This is a genomic window from Paracoccus niistensis (assembly GCF_042432925.1).
GTDB lineage: Bacteria > Pseudomonadota > Alphaproteobacteria > Rhodobacterales > Rhodobacteraceae > Paracoccus > Paracoccus niistensis.
Genome location: NZ_JBHLWE010000017.1, coordinates 175,578 through 189,895, shown reverse-complemented (window position 1 = coordinate 189,895; position 14,318 = coordinate 175,578). Strand labels below are relative to the sequence as shown.

General features: G+C 69.8%; 17 protein-coding genes. 6 read left to right on the top strand and 11 right to left on the bottom strand.

Going from position 1 to position 14,318, the window contains the following annotated elements:
* Positions 1–216: 216 nt before the first annotated feature.
* A complete protein-coding gene (locus ACFFII_RS05235; protein WP_377697834.1) occupies positions 217–1,839 on the bottom strand; it encodes a serine hydrolase in 1,623 nt (540 codons plus the stop codon).
* A 230-nt stretch (positions 1,840–2,069) separates the two neighbouring features.
* Here ACFFII_RS05235 and clpS point away from each other — a divergent pair, with 230 nt between their 5' ends.
* Together clpS and ACFFII_RS05225 are read left to right on the top strand one after the other, a co-directional pair.
* Positions 2,070–2,390: an ATP-dependent Clp protease adapter ClpS gene (gene clpS, locus ACFFII_RS05230; protein WP_090754489.1), complete on the top strand. Its 321-nt coding sequence runs from the start codon at positions 2,070–2,072 to the stop codon at positions 2,388–2,390.
* Positions 2,391–2,411: 21 nt separating this feature from the next.
* On the top strand, positions 2,412–3,371 hold the full coding sequence (locus ACFFII_RS05225) for a class I SAM-dependent methyltransferase (RefSeq protein ID WP_377697833.1): 960 nt from the start codon (positions 2,412–2,414) through the stop codon (positions 3,369–3,371).
* On the opposite strand, the gene ACFFII_RS05220 is transcribed toward ACFFII_RS05225, so the two are convergent.
* Positions 3,368–3,778, bottom strand: a complete 411-nt coding sequence (locus tag ACFFII_RS05220; protein WP_377697832.1) for a hypothetical protein — start codon at positions 3,776–3,778, stop codon at positions 3,368–3,370. The two genes, ACFFII_RS05225 and ACFFII_RS05220, sit on opposite strands and share 4 nt — an antisense overlap.
* 76 nt (positions 3,779–3,854) lie before the next feature.
* Between ACFFII_RS05220 and hemF the strand changes: the two genes are divergently transcribed.
* Positions 3,855–4,715, top strand: a complete 861-nt coding sequence (gene hemF, locus ACFFII_RS05215; RefSeq protein WP_377697831.1) for an oxygen-dependent coproporphyrinogen oxidase — start codon at positions 3,855–3,857, stop codon at positions 4,713–4,715.
* A gap of 4 nt (positions 4,716–4,719) precedes the next feature.
* On the opposite strand, the gene ACFFII_RS05210 is transcribed toward hemF, so the two are convergent.
* Both ACFFII_RS05210 and hemE read right to left on the bottom strand, forming a co-directional pair.
* Positions 4,720–5,589: an EamA family transporter gene (locus ACFFII_RS05210; RefSeq protein WP_377697830.1), complete on the bottom strand. Its 870-nt coding sequence runs from the start codon at positions 5,587–5,589 to the stop codon at positions 4,720–4,722.
* 4 nt (positions 5,590–5,593) lie between these two features.
* Positions 5,594–6,661, bottom strand: coding sequence for a uroporphyrinogen decarboxylase (gene hemE, locus ACFFII_RS05205; RefSeq protein ID WP_377697828.1), 1,068 nt, complete (start codon positions 6,659–6,661; stop codon positions 5,594–5,596).
* A gap of 118 nt (positions 6,662–6,779) precedes the next feature.
* On the opposite strand from hemE, the gene hemC reads away from it, so the two are divergent.
* Positions 6,780–7,754 carry a hydroxymethylbilane synthase gene (gene hemC, locus ACFFII_RS05200; protein ID WP_377697826.1) on the top strand — a complete coding sequence of 325 codons (975 nt, stop codon included), beginning with the start codon at positions 6,780–6,782 and terminating at the stop codon, positions 7,752–7,754.
* Here the strand turns inward: hemC and ACFFII_RS05195 are convergent.
* On the bottom strand, positions 7,751–8,179 hold the full coding sequence (locus ACFFII_RS05195) for an iron-sulfur cluster assembly scaffold protein (RefSeq protein WP_377697825.1): 429 nt from the start codon (positions 8,177–8,179) through the stop codon (positions 7,751–7,753). The two genes, hemC and ACFFII_RS05195, sit on opposite strands and share 4 nt — an antisense overlap.
* Positions 8,180–8,237: 58 nt before the next feature.
* Between ACFFII_RS05195 and hisI the strand changes: the two genes are divergently transcribed.
* Both hisI and ACFFII_RS05185 read left to right on the top strand, forming a co-directional pair.
* Positions 8,238–8,612, top strand: coding sequence for a phosphoribosyl-AMP cyclohydrolase (hisI, locus tag ACFFII_RS05190; protein WP_377697824.1), 375 nt, complete (start codon positions 8,238–8,240; stop codon positions 8,610–8,612).
* A 43-nt stretch (positions 8,613–8,655) separates the two neighbouring features.
* Complete coding sequence (locus ACFFII_RS05185; protein ID WP_377697823.1) at positions 8,656–8,910, top strand: hypothetical protein; 255 nt, start codon at positions 8,656–8,658, stop codon at positions 8,908–8,910.
* A 3-nt stretch (positions 8,911–8,913) separates the two neighbouring features.
* Here the strand turns inward: ACFFII_RS05185 and gluQRS are convergent, their stop codons facing one another.
* The 6 genes from gluQRS to ACFFII_RS05155 all read right to left on the bottom strand — a co-directional run bounded on the left by gluQRS (position 8,914) and on the right by ACFFII_RS05155 (position 14,263).
* Positions 8,914–9,765, bottom strand: coding sequence for a tRNA glutamyl-Q(34) synthetase GluQRS (gluQRS, locus tag ACFFII_RS05180; protein ID WP_377697821.1), 852 nt, complete (start codon positions 9,763–9,765; stop codon positions 8,914–8,916).
* The gene (gene trmFO, locus ACFFII_RS05175) at positions 9,747–11,084 is read right to left on the bottom strand and encodes a methylenetetrahydrofolate--tRNA-(uracil(54)-C(5))-methyltransferase (FADH(2)-oxidizing) TrmFO (RefSeq protein ID WP_377697820.1); all 1,338 of its coding nucleotides are present in this window, start codon (positions 11,082–11,084) and stop codon (positions 9,747–9,749) included. Before trmFO ends, gluQRS begins: the two co-directional genes overlap by 19 nt.
* A 250-nt stretch (positions 11,085–11,334) precedes the next feature.
* The gene (locus ACFFII_RS05170; protein WP_090754367.1) at positions 11,335–11,952 is read right to left on the bottom strand and encodes a 50S ribosomal protein L25/general stress protein Ctc; all 618 of its coding nucleotides are present in this window, start codon (positions 11,950–11,952) and stop codon (positions 11,335–11,337) included.
* A gap of 117 nt (positions 11,953–12,069) precedes the next feature.
* Complete coding sequence (locus tag ACFFII_RS05165) at positions 12,070–12,417, bottom strand: COG4315 family predicted lipoprotein (RefSeq protein ID WP_377697819.1); 348 nt, start codon at positions 12,415–12,417, stop codon at positions 12,070–12,072.
* A 147-nt stretch (positions 12,418–12,564) separates the two neighbouring features.
* On the bottom strand, positions 12,565–13,728 hold the full coding sequence (locus ACFFII_RS05160; RefSeq protein ID WP_377697818.1) for an alpha-hydroxy acid oxidase: 1,164 nt from the start codon (positions 13,726–13,728) through the stop codon (positions 12,565–12,567).
* A 28-nt stretch (positions 13,729–13,756) separates the two neighbouring features.
* Complete coding sequence (locus ACFFII_RS05155; RefSeq protein ID WP_377697817.1) at positions 13,757–14,263, bottom strand: hypothetical protein; 507 nt, start codon at positions 14,261–14,263, stop codon at positions 13,757–13,759.
* Positions 14,264–14,318 lie beyond the last annotated feature (55 nt).

Below are 14,318 nucleotides of genomic sequence, written 5' to 3'. Positions count from 1 at the left end.
GAACCCCCGGCAAAGCTGCCTTCCGTTGAGAGCTGAGGCTGGCCTGCGCCCGTCTTGGCGCCCCGGATGCCCGCACTCCGGCCGCAGGCCGTTCCGTCGTGAACGCATCGCTTGCCCCAGCCCGCGCGCACTGCAAGCGCCCCTGCATCGCCTTGGCACCGGAAAGAAAAAAGCCCGGCCGAAGCCGGGCTTTTCTTGTCGCAGGTCAGAGCCGCCTCAGTTCCCCAGCACCGTGCAGCGCTGCGAGCGGGCGGCGAGCTTGTCGCAGGCCAGTTGCGCCGCGTCGCGGGTCAGGCCCGAGAAGTTCGCCTCCCATCCCTTGGGGGTGTTGCCGACGCGGCGGGTGGCGTTGTTCAGAACGGCGCTTTCCTGAAGGGCGATGCGCAGCAGAAGCTGCTCGGCCTCGGCCTTGGTCTTGAAGCGTCCCAGCGTGATGCCGTGGTTGCCCCGGCCCTTGGTCGAGGGGCGCGAAACGATCTGCACCGCCTCGGGCTCGGACCGGTCGCCTTCTTCCTCCATCGCGGCAAGGATCACCGCGTCGGACTTGCGCACGGGTTTCGAAGCCGCCAGCAGCTTGGTGCTGACGCGCGGGACCGCGATGCCAGCGGGCTCGGCCTCTTTCGGCTCGGCCGCCGCGAAGGTGGAACCCAGCGTGCGCGGCGCCTTGGCCTGCGCGGCGGGGCCGGGACGCGGGGCCGGAGGCGGAGCCGCGTTGGCGGTGGCGAGCTTGACCGCCGCCTCGATCGCGGCGGGCTCGGCCGAGGCCACCTTGACGGACGCCGGGGCGCCTGCGGGCTTGCGCGCGGGGCGGGCCGAGCCGACGCTGGCCTGCGCCAGGACAGGCGCTGCCGCGGGCTGCACGGGCGCCTCGGCCTGACGGCGGGCGGGCTCGACCGGGACGGTCGATCCCTTCACCGGCCGGGCCGCGGCCACCGGCGGGCGCGCCTGCGGCTCGGCGCGGGCCACCTGCACGCTGCGCTTGCGTTCCACGATATAGGCGGGCGCCTCGGGGCGGATCTCCTTCACGCGCGTCGGCGCCTTGCCGAAGCCGGTATCCAGAAGCTGCGCCATGACCGCGTTGCGCTGGGCCGTGGACTGACCGCCCAGCACCGTGGCTATGATCCGCTTGGAGCCGCGCTGGGCCGAGGCGGTCAGGTTGAAGCCCGCCGCCCGCGTGTAGCCCGTCTTGATCCCGTCCGCGCCCTGGTAGCTGTCCAGGAAACGCTTGTTGGTGCTGGACACGGTGGCGATGCCCGCGTCCGCCGAGCGGCGTGAGAAGATCGAGTAATACTGCGGGAAATCGTAGAACAACCGGCGCCCCAGAACCGACATGTCGCGGGCCGAGGAATAATGCCCTTCCTGCGTCAGTCCGTTGGCGTTGCGGAAGTTGCTGTTCTTCATGCCCAGCGCGCGGGCCATGGCGGTCATCTGCTGGCCGAACTTCGCCTCGGACCCCGCGAGCCCCTCGCCGATGGCGGTGGCCGCGTCGTTGGCGGATTTGACCGCAGCGGCGCGGATGAGATAGCGCAGCTCGATCTTCTGGCCCGCCCGCAGCCCGAGGCGCGAAGGCGGCTGGCCCGCCGCGTGGGGCGTCACCGTGAACCTGGAATCCAGCCGGACCTGCCCCCGCTCGATAGCCGTGAAGGCCATGTAGAGCGTCATCATCTTTGTCAGGGACGCGGGATGCAGCCGGGCATCCGCATTCTGGGAATAGATCTCCTTGCCCGTGCGCCCGTCCATGACATGGGCGGCGAAGGGCGCGGCGGACGCGGTCAGCGGCACAAGGGCGCCAACCAGGGCAATCCACCCCGCGATCAGGGTTCGATGAAGAATTTGCACTGTCCCGGTCTCTCTGCCTGCGGGCGCGTTCTTGATTGCACGCCCTTCCTTAACAAGCCGAGAATAACACGCCACACGCGCTGCGGGAACCGCGTATTTGCCATGACGTCAGCGTTTCGGGTCCGCAGGGTTCGTCAGCCTTTCCCTTGCGCCGCGCCGGCCCTATATTCGCAGGCAACCCGCCCATTCAGGACTTGCCGCTCGTGACGCAGACGACCGATTCCCCGCGCATGATCGACCCTCCCTCGAAAGGCAGGGAAGACGTCGATCTCGCCACAAAGACCAAGCCCAAGACCCAGCGCCCGCCGCTTTACAAGGTGCTGTTGCTGAATGACGATTTCACGCCGATGGAGTTCGTGGTCCATATTCTCGAACGGCTGTTCGGCATGACCCATGCCCAGGCGATCGAGATCATGCTGACCGTCCACCGCAAGGGCGTGGCGGTTGTCGGCGTGTTTTCCCACGAGATCGCCGAAACCAAGGTCGCGCAGGTGATGGAGCTTGCGCGCCGCCAGCAGCATCCGCTGCAATGCACGATGGAAAAGGAATAAGTGGCGGGCTCTCGTCTTGAATTGATCGACCCGATCGAGGGTGCGGTGCTGCTTGTCGGGGCAGGGCCGGGGGACCTCGCGGAGTTCGACCCGGCTCGCACCACGGTTGTGCAGGGGTTCCGGCCCGCGCATGATTCGGCGCTTGCGCAGGGCTTTCGCGTGCAGACGGCGGTGAACGGCCGGGCGGACGCCGCCGTGGTCTTCCTGCCCCGCGCGCGGGCCGAGGCGCGCGCGCGCGTGGCCGCCGCCGCCGCCGCCCTGGAGGAGGGTGCGGCGCTGTGGATCGACGGGCAGAAGACAAACGGCGTCGATGCCATGCTGCGCGAGTTGCGGGGGCTGGCGCCGGTCGATCAGGTGCAGTCCCGCGCACATGGAAAGATCTTCCGCGTGACCGTGCCCGGCGGCGACTGGCTGCCCCCCGACTGGAAGGGGGCCGAGCGGACGGTGGACGGCGGCTTCGTCACCGCGCCGGGCGTCTTCTCGGCGGACGGGCCGGACCCGGCCTCGGTCGCGCTGGCGGCCTGCCTGCCCGACCGGCTGCCCACGCGCATGGTCGATCTGGGCGCGGGTTGGGGCTGGCTTTCGGCGCAGGTTCTCAAGCACCCCGGCGTCGAGGTGCTGCACCTTGTCGAGGCCGACCATGCGGCGCTGGACTGCGCGAAGGCCAACGTGACCGACCCGCGCGCGCAGTTCCACTGGGCCGACGCCACCACCTTTCGCCTGCCCGAGCCGGTGAACGGCGTCGTCATGAACCCGCCCTTTCACGAGGGCCGCGCTGCCGACCCGCATCTGGGCGCGCGCTTCATCCGCGCGGCGGCGGGGCTGCTGACAGGGGCCGGGCGGCTCTGGATGGTTGCGAACCGGCACCTGCCCTACGAGGCCGCGCTGTCCGAGCTGTTCGCGGACGTGCAGGAGATCGGCGGCGACAACCGCTTCAAGGTCATCACCGCGACCGGCGCGGGGCGGCCCAAGCGGCGCTAGCCTTCCTCGGGATAGGCTGCGCGGCAGGCCTGCACGGCGCGTTCGGCGTTCGGGCGCAGCGCGGCCAGCCGCCCGCGCAGGTTCTCGGCCTTGCGCTGTTCCACCACAGGGTCGATCGGCACGCGGAAGCGTTCCGTATCGGCCACGTCGCGCCAGCAGCTGCGCTGCACCAGCACGCGGTCGCCATCCTTGTTGCGCAGGATCGCGGGGCAGAAGTCGAGCTCGGTTCGCGTGACCACCCGCTCGTCCCAGGCATAGCCGCGGGCGAGGTTCCCCTCGACCTGGGCCAGCAGGCGCGAGACGGTGCGGTATTCGTCGGTGTTCCGGCTGATGCATTGTTCCTGCGGCGTCCCGCAGGCCGCAAGCGTCAGACAGGCCAGCGAGGTCAGGGTCAGGTTGCGGCTCATCGGCGGCGCCTCTAATCAGGTTGGGGAATGCTAGCGCGGCCCACCGGGTGCCGCAATTCACGAAAGGGGCCGCTCCATGGACATGAGTGACGAGCGCCGCGCGGCGGCCGAATGGTTCCGCAGCCTGCGTGACACCATCGTGGCCGCCTTCGAGGGGCTTGAGGAGGAAGCGATTTCCGACAGCCCCCCCGGCCGCTTCACGGTGACCCCGACTGAACGGGCCGAGGACGGCGGCGGCGGGATCATGTCGGTCATGCGGGGTGGCCGCGTCTTCGAGAAGGTCGGCGTGAACTGGTCCGAGGTGCACGGCACGCTTGCCCCCCGCGCGCAATCCGCCATGGCCGCGCGCGGCGTGCCGGGGATCGCGGATGACCCGCGCTTCTGGGCCAGCGGCATCAGCCTGGTGGCCCACATGCAGAACCCGCACGTGCCAGCCGTCCACATGAACACCCGCATGTTCTGGACCCCCTCGGCCTGGTGGTTCGGGGGCGGGGCGGACCTGAACCCCTGCCTCGAATACCCCGAGGACACGGCCCATTTCCACGGCACCCTGCGCGCGGCCTGCACCCCCCACGGGACCGACTATTACGACCGTTTCAAGGCTTGGGCGGACGAGTATTTCTTCATTCCCCATCGCGGACGCGCCCGGGGCGTGGGCGGCATCTTCTACGACGACCTGAACAGCGGCGACTGGCAGGCCGACTTCGCCTTCACCCGCGCGGTGGGCGAGGCCTTCCTGCCCGCATTCGTCCCGCTGGTCCGCCGCCGCATGGTGCAGGAATGGGAGCCCGAGCACCGCGACGCCCAGCTGATCCACCGGGGCCTCTATGCCGAATACAATCTGGTTTATGACCGGGGGACCAAGTTCGGGCTGGAAACCGGCCACAACGCCGATGCCGTGCTGATGAGCCTGCCGCCCTTGGCAAAGTGGGTCTGAGCGCTCAGCGCGCCGTCCACAGAAGCCACCCCACGCCCGCCACGATCAGCGCCATGCCGGCAAGCTGGCGCGGGCCCATCGCCTCGCGCCGGTGACGCGAGACGGCGGCGGCGAAGACCACCTCGACCAGGGCCAGCGTCCGCACATTGGCCGCCGGTGCCAGCGCAAAGGCCAGGAACCAGAACTGCGAGGCGAGCGCGCCGAGGAAGCCCGCGCCGAGCGACTCGCGCCACGCGCCCCACATCCCGCGCAAGGCGGGGCGGTCCCGCAGGGCGAGCCAGACGCCCACCAGTGCCGTCTGCAAGGTCAGGGACAGCGCAAGGATCGTGGTCGCCCGGATCAGCTCGCCGCCCTGGGGCAGCGACAGGATGCCGCCGCGAAAGCCGATGGCCGACAGTCCGAACAAGCCGCCCGCCAGCACGGCCAGCGCGGCCGGGCCGGCGCCCGCCCGCCGCCAGCCACTGCCCGACATCGCCAGCACCCCGGCGGTCGCCACCGCGATGGCGCCGAGGCGCACGGGCGTCAGCGGCTCGGCCAGCAGCGCCGCCCCCAAGATGGCGAGCGTCACCGGCTCGGTCTTGATCAGCGCGGTCGCCACGGCAAAGCCGCGCCGCTGCATGGCCGTCAGCATCAGGGCGGTCGCCGCCACCTGCGACACCGCGCCCATCGCGGCATAGCCGAGGGCGGTCATGTTCGGCATGGGGATCGGTTCGACCAGCGCCACGAGGCTCAGGAACAGAAGGGCAAAGGGCAGGCCGAAGAGGAACCGGACGCCTGTCGCGCCCATGGTCCCGATGCGGGCGGTCAGCCCGGCCTGCGCCGCGTTGCGCCCCGTCTGCGCCAGCGCGGCGATCAGGGTCGCGGCGACCCACATCGGCTCAGGCGCCCTCGCGCACCGTGCGGATCATCAGCGCCACGTTCTCGGGGTCCGCGTCCGGCGTGATCCCGTGGCCGAGGTTGAAGATATGCGGGCCATTCGAGAAGGCCCGCACGATGGCCCGCGTCGCGTCCACCAGCGCCTGCCCGCCCGTGACCATGTGCCCCGGCGCGAGGTTCCCCTGCACGCAGCCATCGACCTGCACGTTCCGTGCCGCCCATTCGGCGGACACCGAGTTGTCCAGCGCCACGCAATCCGCCCCCGTGGCCTTTGCGAAGCCGACATAGCGGTCGCCTGCCTCGCGCGGGAAGGCGATGACGGGAACATCCGGGTGACGCTCCTTCAGCGCGGCGATGATGCGCCGCGCGGGCGCGGCCGCGAAATCGTCGAAGTCCTGCCCGCGCAGGCTGCCCGCCCAGCTGTCGAACAGCTTGACGACCTCGGCCCCCGCCTCGATCTGGGCCGACAGGTAGAGGATCGTGGCCTCGGTTACGCGGTCGATGAGGCCCTGGAAGGTGGCGCGATCGGCGTCCTTCAGTGCGTGCGCCGGTCCCTGGTCGCGGGTGCCGCGCCCGGCGATCATGTAGGTCGCCACCGTCCAGGGCGCGCCGGCAAAGCCGATCAGCGTCGTCTCGCGCGGCAGTTCCCGCGACAGGATGCGGACGGTTTCATAAACGGGCGACAGCGTCTCGTGGATCGCCTCCGCCGGTTTCAGCGCGGCCAGTTCGTCGGGCGTGGTGATTGTGGACAGGCGCGGGCCTTCCCCGGTCACGAACCAAAGGTCCAGCCCCAGCGCCTGCGGGATCAGCAGGATGTCTGCGAACAGGATCGCCGCGTCGAAGCCGAAGCGGCGGATGGGCTGCAGCGTGACCTCGGCCGCAAGGTCCGGCGTGTAGCAGAGCGACAGGAAATCACCCGCCTGCGCCCGGGTGGCGCGGTATTCGGGCAGGTAGCGCCCGGCCTGCCGCATCATCCAGATCGGCGGCACCGGCTGGCGCTCGCCGGCGAGGGCGCGCAGGATGGTCTTGGCGGGGCTTTTCTGCGGTTCGGGGCGAGGATCCTGTGTCATGCGGCCTTGTCGCAAGACCCCGCACGGCTTGCAAGCTTGGCGGATCGCGGGCGCCAACCTGCGCCCTTCTGCCGCAACGCGGTTGTCAACGCGGCGGGGCAGGGATAACCCGTCGCGCATGGACGCTTTACCCACCCCTGACCGCCCGCTTCGGATCGGCACGCGCGGCTCGGCGCTGGCGCTGGCGCAGGCGCACGAGACGCGCGACCGCCTGGCCGCCGCGCATGACCTGCCCACTGACGCCTTCGAGATCGTGGTTATCAAGACCACCGGCGACCGCGTGCTCGACCGACCCCTGCGCGAGATCGGCGGCAAGGGCCTGTTCACCCGCGAGATCGAGGACGCGCTGCTGGATAGCCGCATCGACATCGCCGTCCATTCGATGAAGGACATGCCGGTCCTGCAGCCGGAAGGCCTCATCATTGACTGCTACCTGCCGCGCGAGGACGTGCGCGACGCCTTTGTCAGCCGCCGCTGGGGTTCCATCGCCGAGCTTCCGGCGGGGACGCTGATCGGCTCCTCCAGCCTGCGCCGCCGGGCGCAGCTGACCTACTACCGCCCCGACCTGAAGCTGGTCGAGTTCCGGGGCAACGTGCAGACGCGGATGCGCAAGCTCGATGAGGGCGTGGCCGAGGCGACCTTCCTCGCCATGGCGGGGCTCACGCGGCTGGGGATGCTGGACGTGGTCCGCAGCGCGATCGCGCCCGACGAGATGCTGCCCGCCGTGGCCCAAGGGGCCATCGGGGTGGAACGGCGCAAGGACGACGTGATCGCGGCAGCGATGCTGGCCGCCATCTCGGACCTGCCGACGACGTTGCGGGTGACGGCCGAACGCGCCTTCCTGCGCCGCCTCGACGGGTCCTGCGAGACGCCGCTGGCGGGCTTGGCGGAACTGGACGGCGAGACCCTGTGGCTGCGCGGCGAGATCCTGCTGCCCGACGGCTCGCTGTCGGTCAGAGGCGAGCGGCGCGGGCTGGTCAGCGACGGTATCGAGATGGGTCGCGACCTCGCCGAGGAACTGCTGGGCCGCGCCCCGCCCGAGTTCCGCGAACTCGCGGGCATCAACCCGGAACGGACCTCGCCGCCCGTCTAGGCGCCCGCGGCCTCGGCCGCAGCCTCCCAGGCGAGCAGGATCGAGGCGTGGCGGTTCGGGAAATCCCGCGCCGGTGTCAGCGCCTCGGCGGCCGCGAAGGGTTCCGCCGGCGCAGGCGCGCCCTCGGTCAGCATGGCCCGCAGCGCATCGCGCCCCGCCGCAAGTTCCGCCGGGGTCCGCCCGATCACGGCGCCGCCCAGCACGGCGGCCGAGGCCTGCCCTAGGGCGCAGGCCCGCACCTCCTGCGCGAAGTCGGTCACGACCCCATCCCTGACGACCACATGCGCCGTCACCGTGGACCCGCATTGGGGCGAGCGGCGCGTGGCCGATCCGGTCGGCGCGGGCAGGCGGCCCAAGTGCGGGATGTCCGCCGCCAGCGCCAGCAGCCTGCGCGAATACAGCGCCATCAGATCGTCGTCGGCCATCGCTTTTCCCCAATCCGTCCGCCCGCTAGATAGGCATCCGAGCATGAAAGGAAAACCGATGTTCGACCCCGCGACCCTGCGTTTCGACGCAAACGGCCTGATCCCGGCCATCGCGCAGGACCATGCCTCGGGCGAGGTGCTGATGCTCGCCTGGATGAACGCCGAGGCCGTGGCGCGCACGCTGGACACGGGCCGCGTCACCTACTGGTCGCGCTCGCGGGCATCCTTCTGGGTCAAGGGCGAAAGCTCAGGCCATGTGCAGCGGCTGGTGGAAATGCGGCTCGACTGCGACCGCGACTGCCTGCTGGTACTGGTGGACCAGAGCGGCCCCGCCTGCCACACCAACCGCCGCACCTGCTTCTACACCGCCATCCGCGATCGCGCCGAGGTCGAGATCATGGCGCCGGAAGGGACGGCATCAACCGTTTCTTAAGAGCCTGCTGCTAATCCCGCCTTGTCCGAACGGAGTTCTTGAGATGCGGGATTTCTTCATGGACTGGGCCGAGCGGCTGCTTGTCCTCTTCGCCGTGCTGACCTTGCTGGCCGTGGTGGTCGCCGGTGTCGGGGCAGCGGGTCATCCTTATTATGGCTCATTCTGGCGAGGTGCGGCCATCATTCTGGGCGGCGGGCTTTATGTCGTGGTCACGGCGGGGCTGATGTTCGTCGTCTTCGGGATCTATCGCAACACGCAGGAAACGAACTGCCTGCTTTCGCGGCAATCGCGGCAATAGCCTCTAAAGGCCCACCAGCCCGCAAACTTCTGCGGGCGTCAGACCGGCTTCGCGATAGCTGCGGATCGCGCGGGCGTCGTCGCGCTTGGCGAGCCGCTTGCCCGCCGCGTCCCGGATCAACCGGTGATGGTGATAAAGCGGCTGCGGCAGGTCCAGCAGCGCTTGCAACAGCGCATGGATATAGGTCGAGTCGAACAGGTCCTTGCCGCGCGTGACCAGCGTGATCCCCTGCGCCGCGTCGTCCACGATGACGGACAGGTGATAGCTGGTCCCCATGCCGCGCCGCGCCAGAACCACGTCTCCGACGCCGGCGATGAAGTCCTCGGCGGTCAGGTCATGGCGCTGGCCGGGCAGCACAGCTTCGTCGTGAAAGCCGATCCGGTCGAACCCCAGCCGCTCGAAGGCGCGGCGCACGTCCAAGCGGATCGCATCGTCCGGGCCTGCGTCCTCCATCGCCCGGCCGCGGCAGGTGCCGGGATAGATCGGGCCGTCGGGGCCGATCATGCCCTCCTGCGGAGCCGACAGGGCTGCCGCGATGTCTGCGCGACGGCAGCGGCAGGGATAAAGCAGGCCCATGCCGGCCAGCCGGTCCAGCGCCGCGCGGTAGGCGGGCAGCCGGTCGGACTGGCGCATGACCGGCTGCGGCCAGTCAAGGCCGAGCCAGCGCAGGTCCTCGTGGATGGCGGCCTCCCATTCCGGGCGGCAGCGGGACCGGTCGATGTCCTCGATCCGCAGCAGGAACTCACCCGGATCGGCCAGCCGCGCGGCGGTCAGGGCGGCGAAGGCGTGCCCGAGGTGCAGCGGCCCGGTAGGCGAGGGGGCAAAGCGCGTCCGCCTTACTGCGCCGAAAGCCACGCGGTGAAATCCTGCTTGGCGCGGTCGGTATAGGCCGGATAGCGATCCTTGCGGCCGCGGCGGCCCGACCTGGCCTCGACCGGGGGAAAGAGGCCGAAGTTCACGTTCATCGGCTGGAAGGTCTTCGCCTCGGCCCCGCCGGTGATGTGATGGACCAGCGCGCCCATTGCCGTCGTGCCGGGCGGAGGAGGAAGGTCGTGTCCCAGTGCCTGCGCGGCGGCCATGCGGCCCGCCAGCAGCCCCATCGCGGCGCTTTCGACATAACCTTCGACCCCCGTCACCTGCCCGGCGAAGCGGACATGGAGGCGGGACCGCAGGCGCATCCGGTCGTCCAGCAGCGTGGGCGAGTTCAGGAAGGTGTTGCGGTGGATGCCGCCGAGGCGCGCGAAGCTTGCGTCCTGAAGGCCGGGGATCATGCGGAAGACCTGGGTCTGCGCGCCGTATTTCATCTTCGTCTGGAAGCCGACGATGTTGTACAGCGTTCCCAGCGCGTTGTCGCGCCGAAGCTGGACGACGGCATAAGGCTTTTCCTGCGGCATGTGGGCGTTGGTCAGCCCGACCGGCTTCATCGGCCCGTGGCGCAGGGTGTCGCGGCCACGCTCGGCCATGACCTCGATGGGCAGGCAGCCGTCGAAGTAGCCGGCAGTCTCGCCCTCGCGGAACTCGGTCTTCTCGGCGGCCAGAAGGGCGTCGATGAAGGCGTCGTATTCCGCCCGCGTCATGGGGCAGTTGATATAGGCGGTCCGCTCTTCCTCGGTCTCACCCTTGTCATAGCGGGACTGCCGCCAGGCCACACTCATGTCGATGGTATCGGCATGGACGATGGGGGCGATGGCGTCGAAGAAGGCGAGCGCATCCGCCCCCGTTTCCGCCGCGATCGCCTGCCCCAAGGCCGCCGAAGTCAGCGGCCCGGTGGCGATGATCCAGTTGCCGCTATCGGGCAGGGCGGTGATCTCGCCATCCTCGATGGTCACCAGCGGATGGGCGCGCAGGGCGGCGGTCACGTCGGCCGAAAAGGCGTCGCGGTCCACGGCCAGGGCGCCGCCCGCCGGCAGCTTGTGGCGGTCGGCGGCGGTCATGATGAGGCCGCCGGCCGCGCGCATTTCCCAATGCAGCTGGCCCACGGCATTGTTCACGTCGTCATCCGAGCGGAAGCTGTTGGAACAGACCATCTCGGCGCAGTCGCCGGTGCGATGGGCGAAGGTGCCCACGGCGGGGCGCATCTCGTGCAGGATCACCGGAACTCCGGCCTGCGCGGCCTGCCACGCGGCTTCGGAGCCCGCCATGCCGGCGCCGACGATATGAATGGGTTGGGTCATGCGGGGGGATGTAGCAACGAAGGGGCGGCGGTGAAAGATGGGACCGCCGACCGGGGCTCTGCCCCGGACCCCGGGATATTTGAACGAAGAAGAAAGCTCGAAGTGGTGCGGCAGAATACGCGCCTTGCGGAGCGGCCGCAGGTGCGTGCTTTCCACGCACTTCGGGCATGAGACAGGACGTGCAGTCAGCGGAGCAATTGAAAAGGGCGGCGCCGCGGCACCTCCCTTCAGGGTCATTCGTCCGTGGCGATCAGGCCTCGGCGGGGGCTTCCTCGGCCTCGTCGTCGCTGGCAGCCAGGCCCGAGGGCGCGGTGATGTTGGCGATGACGAAGTTGCGGTCGATCGTGGGCTTCGCGCCGGCGGGCAGCTCCACGTCGTCGATGTGGATCACGTCGCCGATCTTGCGGCCCTTCAGGTCCACGACGATCTGCTCGGGGATGTCACCGGCGGTGACGACCAGCTCGACCTCGGGGCGCACCACGACCAGGGTGCCGCCGCGCTTGAGGCCGGGGCTGTCCTCGTGGTTGATGAACTCGACATGCACGAACAGGTTCACGCGCGAGTTGCGGTGCGTGCGCATGAAGTCGATGTGCGTCGGCAGGTCCTTGACCACGTCGCGCTGGACGCCGCGGCAGATGACGCGGACGTCGTCCTGGCCCTCGACCTTCAGGTTCCACAGCGTGGACATGAAGCGGCCGGCGCGCAGCTTGGTCAGAAGGGGGTTGAAGTCCATCTGGATCGCCAGAGGCTCCTTGCCGTCACCGTAGACAATACCGGGCACCTTGCCGTTGCGGCGAGCTTGGCGGGCGGCCCCCTTGCCTGTCCCCGCGCGTGCCTCGGCCACCAGATCCTGGATCTCTTTGGCCATGTTCGTTCCTTTCAGGTTGCAGCCGGCCAGCCTCCAAGGGTGCCTGACCGGAAGCCGGCCCTATACACGGGTGCCGGGGAATTGGAAAGCGCGAAGATCGGCCGGCTGCGGGGGCACTTACGGCGTCAGGACGTGCCAGACCCCGCCCTTGCCGTCGCCTGTCACGTCACCGGGATTCTGGTCGCCGATGTAGTAATAGACCGGCTTGCCCTTGTAGGCCATCTGCATGGTCCCGTCGTTGCGCGGAACCAGCGACCAGTTCGGACCCATCTCGCTGCCCTCCTGTCCCAGGACGGGCGGCCAGTTGACGGCGCACTGGTCGTAGCAGGACGAGGTCCCGCCGCTGTCCTGGTCGAAGGTGTAAAGCGTCCTGCCGCTGGCGTCCGTGGCGACGGTCTGCGCTTGCGCCGCGCCGAAGGCCAGCAGGACGATGCCTGCCGCCGCGAAGCCTGAATGAATCCCCATGGTGGTCCCTCCCGGGAGCATGCCGCATCGCGAACCCGGCCGGCCAGCCGCGACGCCCCGCCTGCTCCCTCATGCGGGGACGATGGGACTGCCGGCCGGGGCAGGATACGCCTTTCGGCCGTGCGCGTCATGCCTGTTGTGGGTGGCTCAGACGTAGTCGCGGCTCCATTCCGCGGGGACGAGGACGTTGTGGCGGCCGACGTTGCGGATGTCGCGCTCGCCGCACAGGGCCATGGTGATGTCCAGCTCCTTGCGGATCACCTCCAGCGCGGCGGTCACGCCTTCCTGGCCCAGCGCGCCGAGGCCGTGGACCCAGGCCCGCCCGATCCAGGTCGCGTGCGCCCCCAGCGCCAGCGCCTTCAGCACGTCCTGGCCCGAGCGGATGCCGGAATCCATGTGGATCTCGACCCGGTCGCCCACGGCGGCCACGATCTCGGGCAGCATCCGGATGGAACTGAGTGCCCCGTCGAGCTGCCGCCCCCCATGGTTCGAAACCACGATGGCGTCGGCCCCGAAATCGGCGGCAATGCGGGCGTCCTCGGCGTCCAGGATGCCCTTCAGGATCAGCTTGCCGCCCCACAGGTCGCGGATGCGGGCGATCTTGGTCCAGTCGAGCTGCGGGTCGAACTGCTCGGCGGTCCAGCTGGCAAGGTTCGCCGTATCGGTCACGCCCTTGGCATGGCCCACGATGTTGCCGAAGAAGCGCCGCTTCGTCTGCAGCATCTCGATCCCCCAGCGCCAGCGGGTGGCGAGGTCGGCGATGGAGGATGCCGTCAGCTTCGGCGGCGCCGACAGTCCGTTCTTGAGGTCCTTGTGCCGCTGGCCCAGGATCTGGAGGTCCAGCGTCAGCACCAGCGCCGAGCAGTTCGCCGCCTTGGCGCGGGCGATGATCCCTTCCAGGAACTCCTGGTCCTTCATCACGTAAAGCTGGAACATGAAGGGCTGGGTGGTGTGCAGCGCCACGTCCTCGATCGAGCAGATCGACATGGTGGACAGGCAGAAGGGCACGCCAAAGGCCTCGGCGGCGCGCGCCGCCTTGATCTCTCCGTCGGCCCGCTGCATCCCCGTCATCCCCACGGGCGCGAGGCCCACCGGCATGGACACCGGCAGCCCCACCATGTCCGAGGCGAGGCTGCGACCCGTCATGTCCACGGCCACCTTCTGGCGCAGGCGGATCTTGGAAAAGTCGGTCGTGTTCTCGCGGAAGGTCTGCTCGGTGTAGCTGCCCGATTCCGCATAGTCGTAGAACATGCGCGGAGTGCGCGCCTTGTGCAGGCGCTTGAGGTCGTCGATGCAGGTGATGACGGGCATGGGTATCCTCTGGGGGTGAACGGCCGCTTCAGCGGGGCAGGCAGCCGGCGGCGGTGGGATCGGCCGTGCCGGGCGGGCAGGGCGGCAGCTCGGCAGGGGGCGCGCCGCCGTCCAGCATGCGGCGCGCGCGCTCGCGCAGAGCTTGCGCACGGGCAGCGGTTTCCGGGTCGGTGTCGGAGGGGGAGGGCGCGGCACTGACCGAAACGCCCGCCGTGCCCGGATCGCGGCGGGACAGTTCCTCGGCGCGATCCCGCAGCGCGGCGGCGCGGCGGGTCAGGGCGGCGGTGTCCGCAGAACCCTCTTGCGCGGCGGCAGCACGGGCGGCCGCTTCGGCGCGGCGGGCGCGCAGGGCTTCGCCCACGGCCTCGGGATCGGCGGCCGCCTCGGCGGCATGGGCGGGGATCGTGGGCGGGGCGTTCAGTTCGGACAGCGGCACAAGCCGGGGATAGGCCTCATCCGCGCCGCCGCAAGCTGCCGGCAGCACGGCAAGCGCGGCAAGGCGGCAGAAGCGGGAAAGGGTGGCGCGGACGAGCATCGGGCGCAGGATAGAAAGCCCGGAGGATGGCGGCAAGGCGGACGAGCGCCCTTGA

Bases quoted from the DNA above. Each gene is read 5' to 3' on its own strand.
- hemF (WP_377697831.1), top strand. From the start codon at position 3,855: ATGGACATGAGTGACGAGCGCCGCGCGGCGGCCGAATGGTTCCGCAGC.
- hisI (WP_377697824.1), top strand. From the start codon at position 8,238: ATGTTCGACCCCGCGACCCTGCGTTTCGACGCAAACGGCCTGATCCCG.
- clpS (WP_090754489.1), top strand. From the start codon at position 2,070: ATGATCGACCCTCCCTCGAAAGGCAGGGAAGACGTCGATCTCGCCACA.
- hemC (WP_377697826.1), top strand. From the start codon at position 6,780: ATGGACGCTTTACCCACCCCTGACCGCCCGCTTCGGATCGGCACGCGC.
- ACFFII_RS05210 (WP_377697830.1), bottom strand. From the start codon at position 5,589: ATGTGGGTCGCCGCGACCCTGATCGCCGCGCTGGCGCAGACGGGGCGC.
- ACFFII_RS05155 (WP_377697817.1), bottom strand. From the start codon at position 14,263: ATGCTCGTCCGCGCCACCCTTTCCCGCTTCTGCCGCCTTGCCGCGCTT.
- ACFFII_RS05160 (WP_377697818.1), bottom strand. From the start codon at position 13,728: ATGCCCGTCATCACCTGCATCGACGACCTCAAGCGCCTGCACAAGGCG.
- hemE (WP_377697828.1), bottom strand. From the start codon at position 6,661: ATGACACAGGATCCTCGCCCCGAACCGCAGAAAAGCCCCGCCAAGACC.
- ACFFII_RS05185 (WP_377697823.1), top strand. From the start codon at position 8,656: ATGCGGGATTTCTTCATGGACTGGGCCGAGCGGCTGCTTGTCCTCTTC.
- ACFFII_RS05195 (WP_377697825.1), bottom strand. From the start codon at position 8,179: ATGGCCGACGACGATCTGATGGCGCTGTATTCGCGCAGGCTGCTGGCG.
- ACFFII_RS05165 (WP_377697819.1), bottom strand. From the start codon at position 12,417: ATGGGGATTCATTCAGGCTTCGCGGCGGCAGGCATCGTCCTGCTGGCC.
- trmFO (WP_377697820.1), bottom strand. From the start codon at position 11,084: ATGACCCAACCCATTCATATCGTCGGCGCCGGCATGGCGGGCTCCGAA.
- ACFFII_RS05170 (WP_090754367.1), bottom strand. From the start codon at position 11,952: ATGGCCAAAGAGATCCAGGATCTGGTGGCCGAGGCACGCGCGGGGACA.
- ACFFII_RS05220 (WP_377697832.1), bottom strand. From the start codon at position 3,778: ATGAGCCGCAACCTGACCCTGACCTCGCTGGCCTGTCTGACGCTTGCG.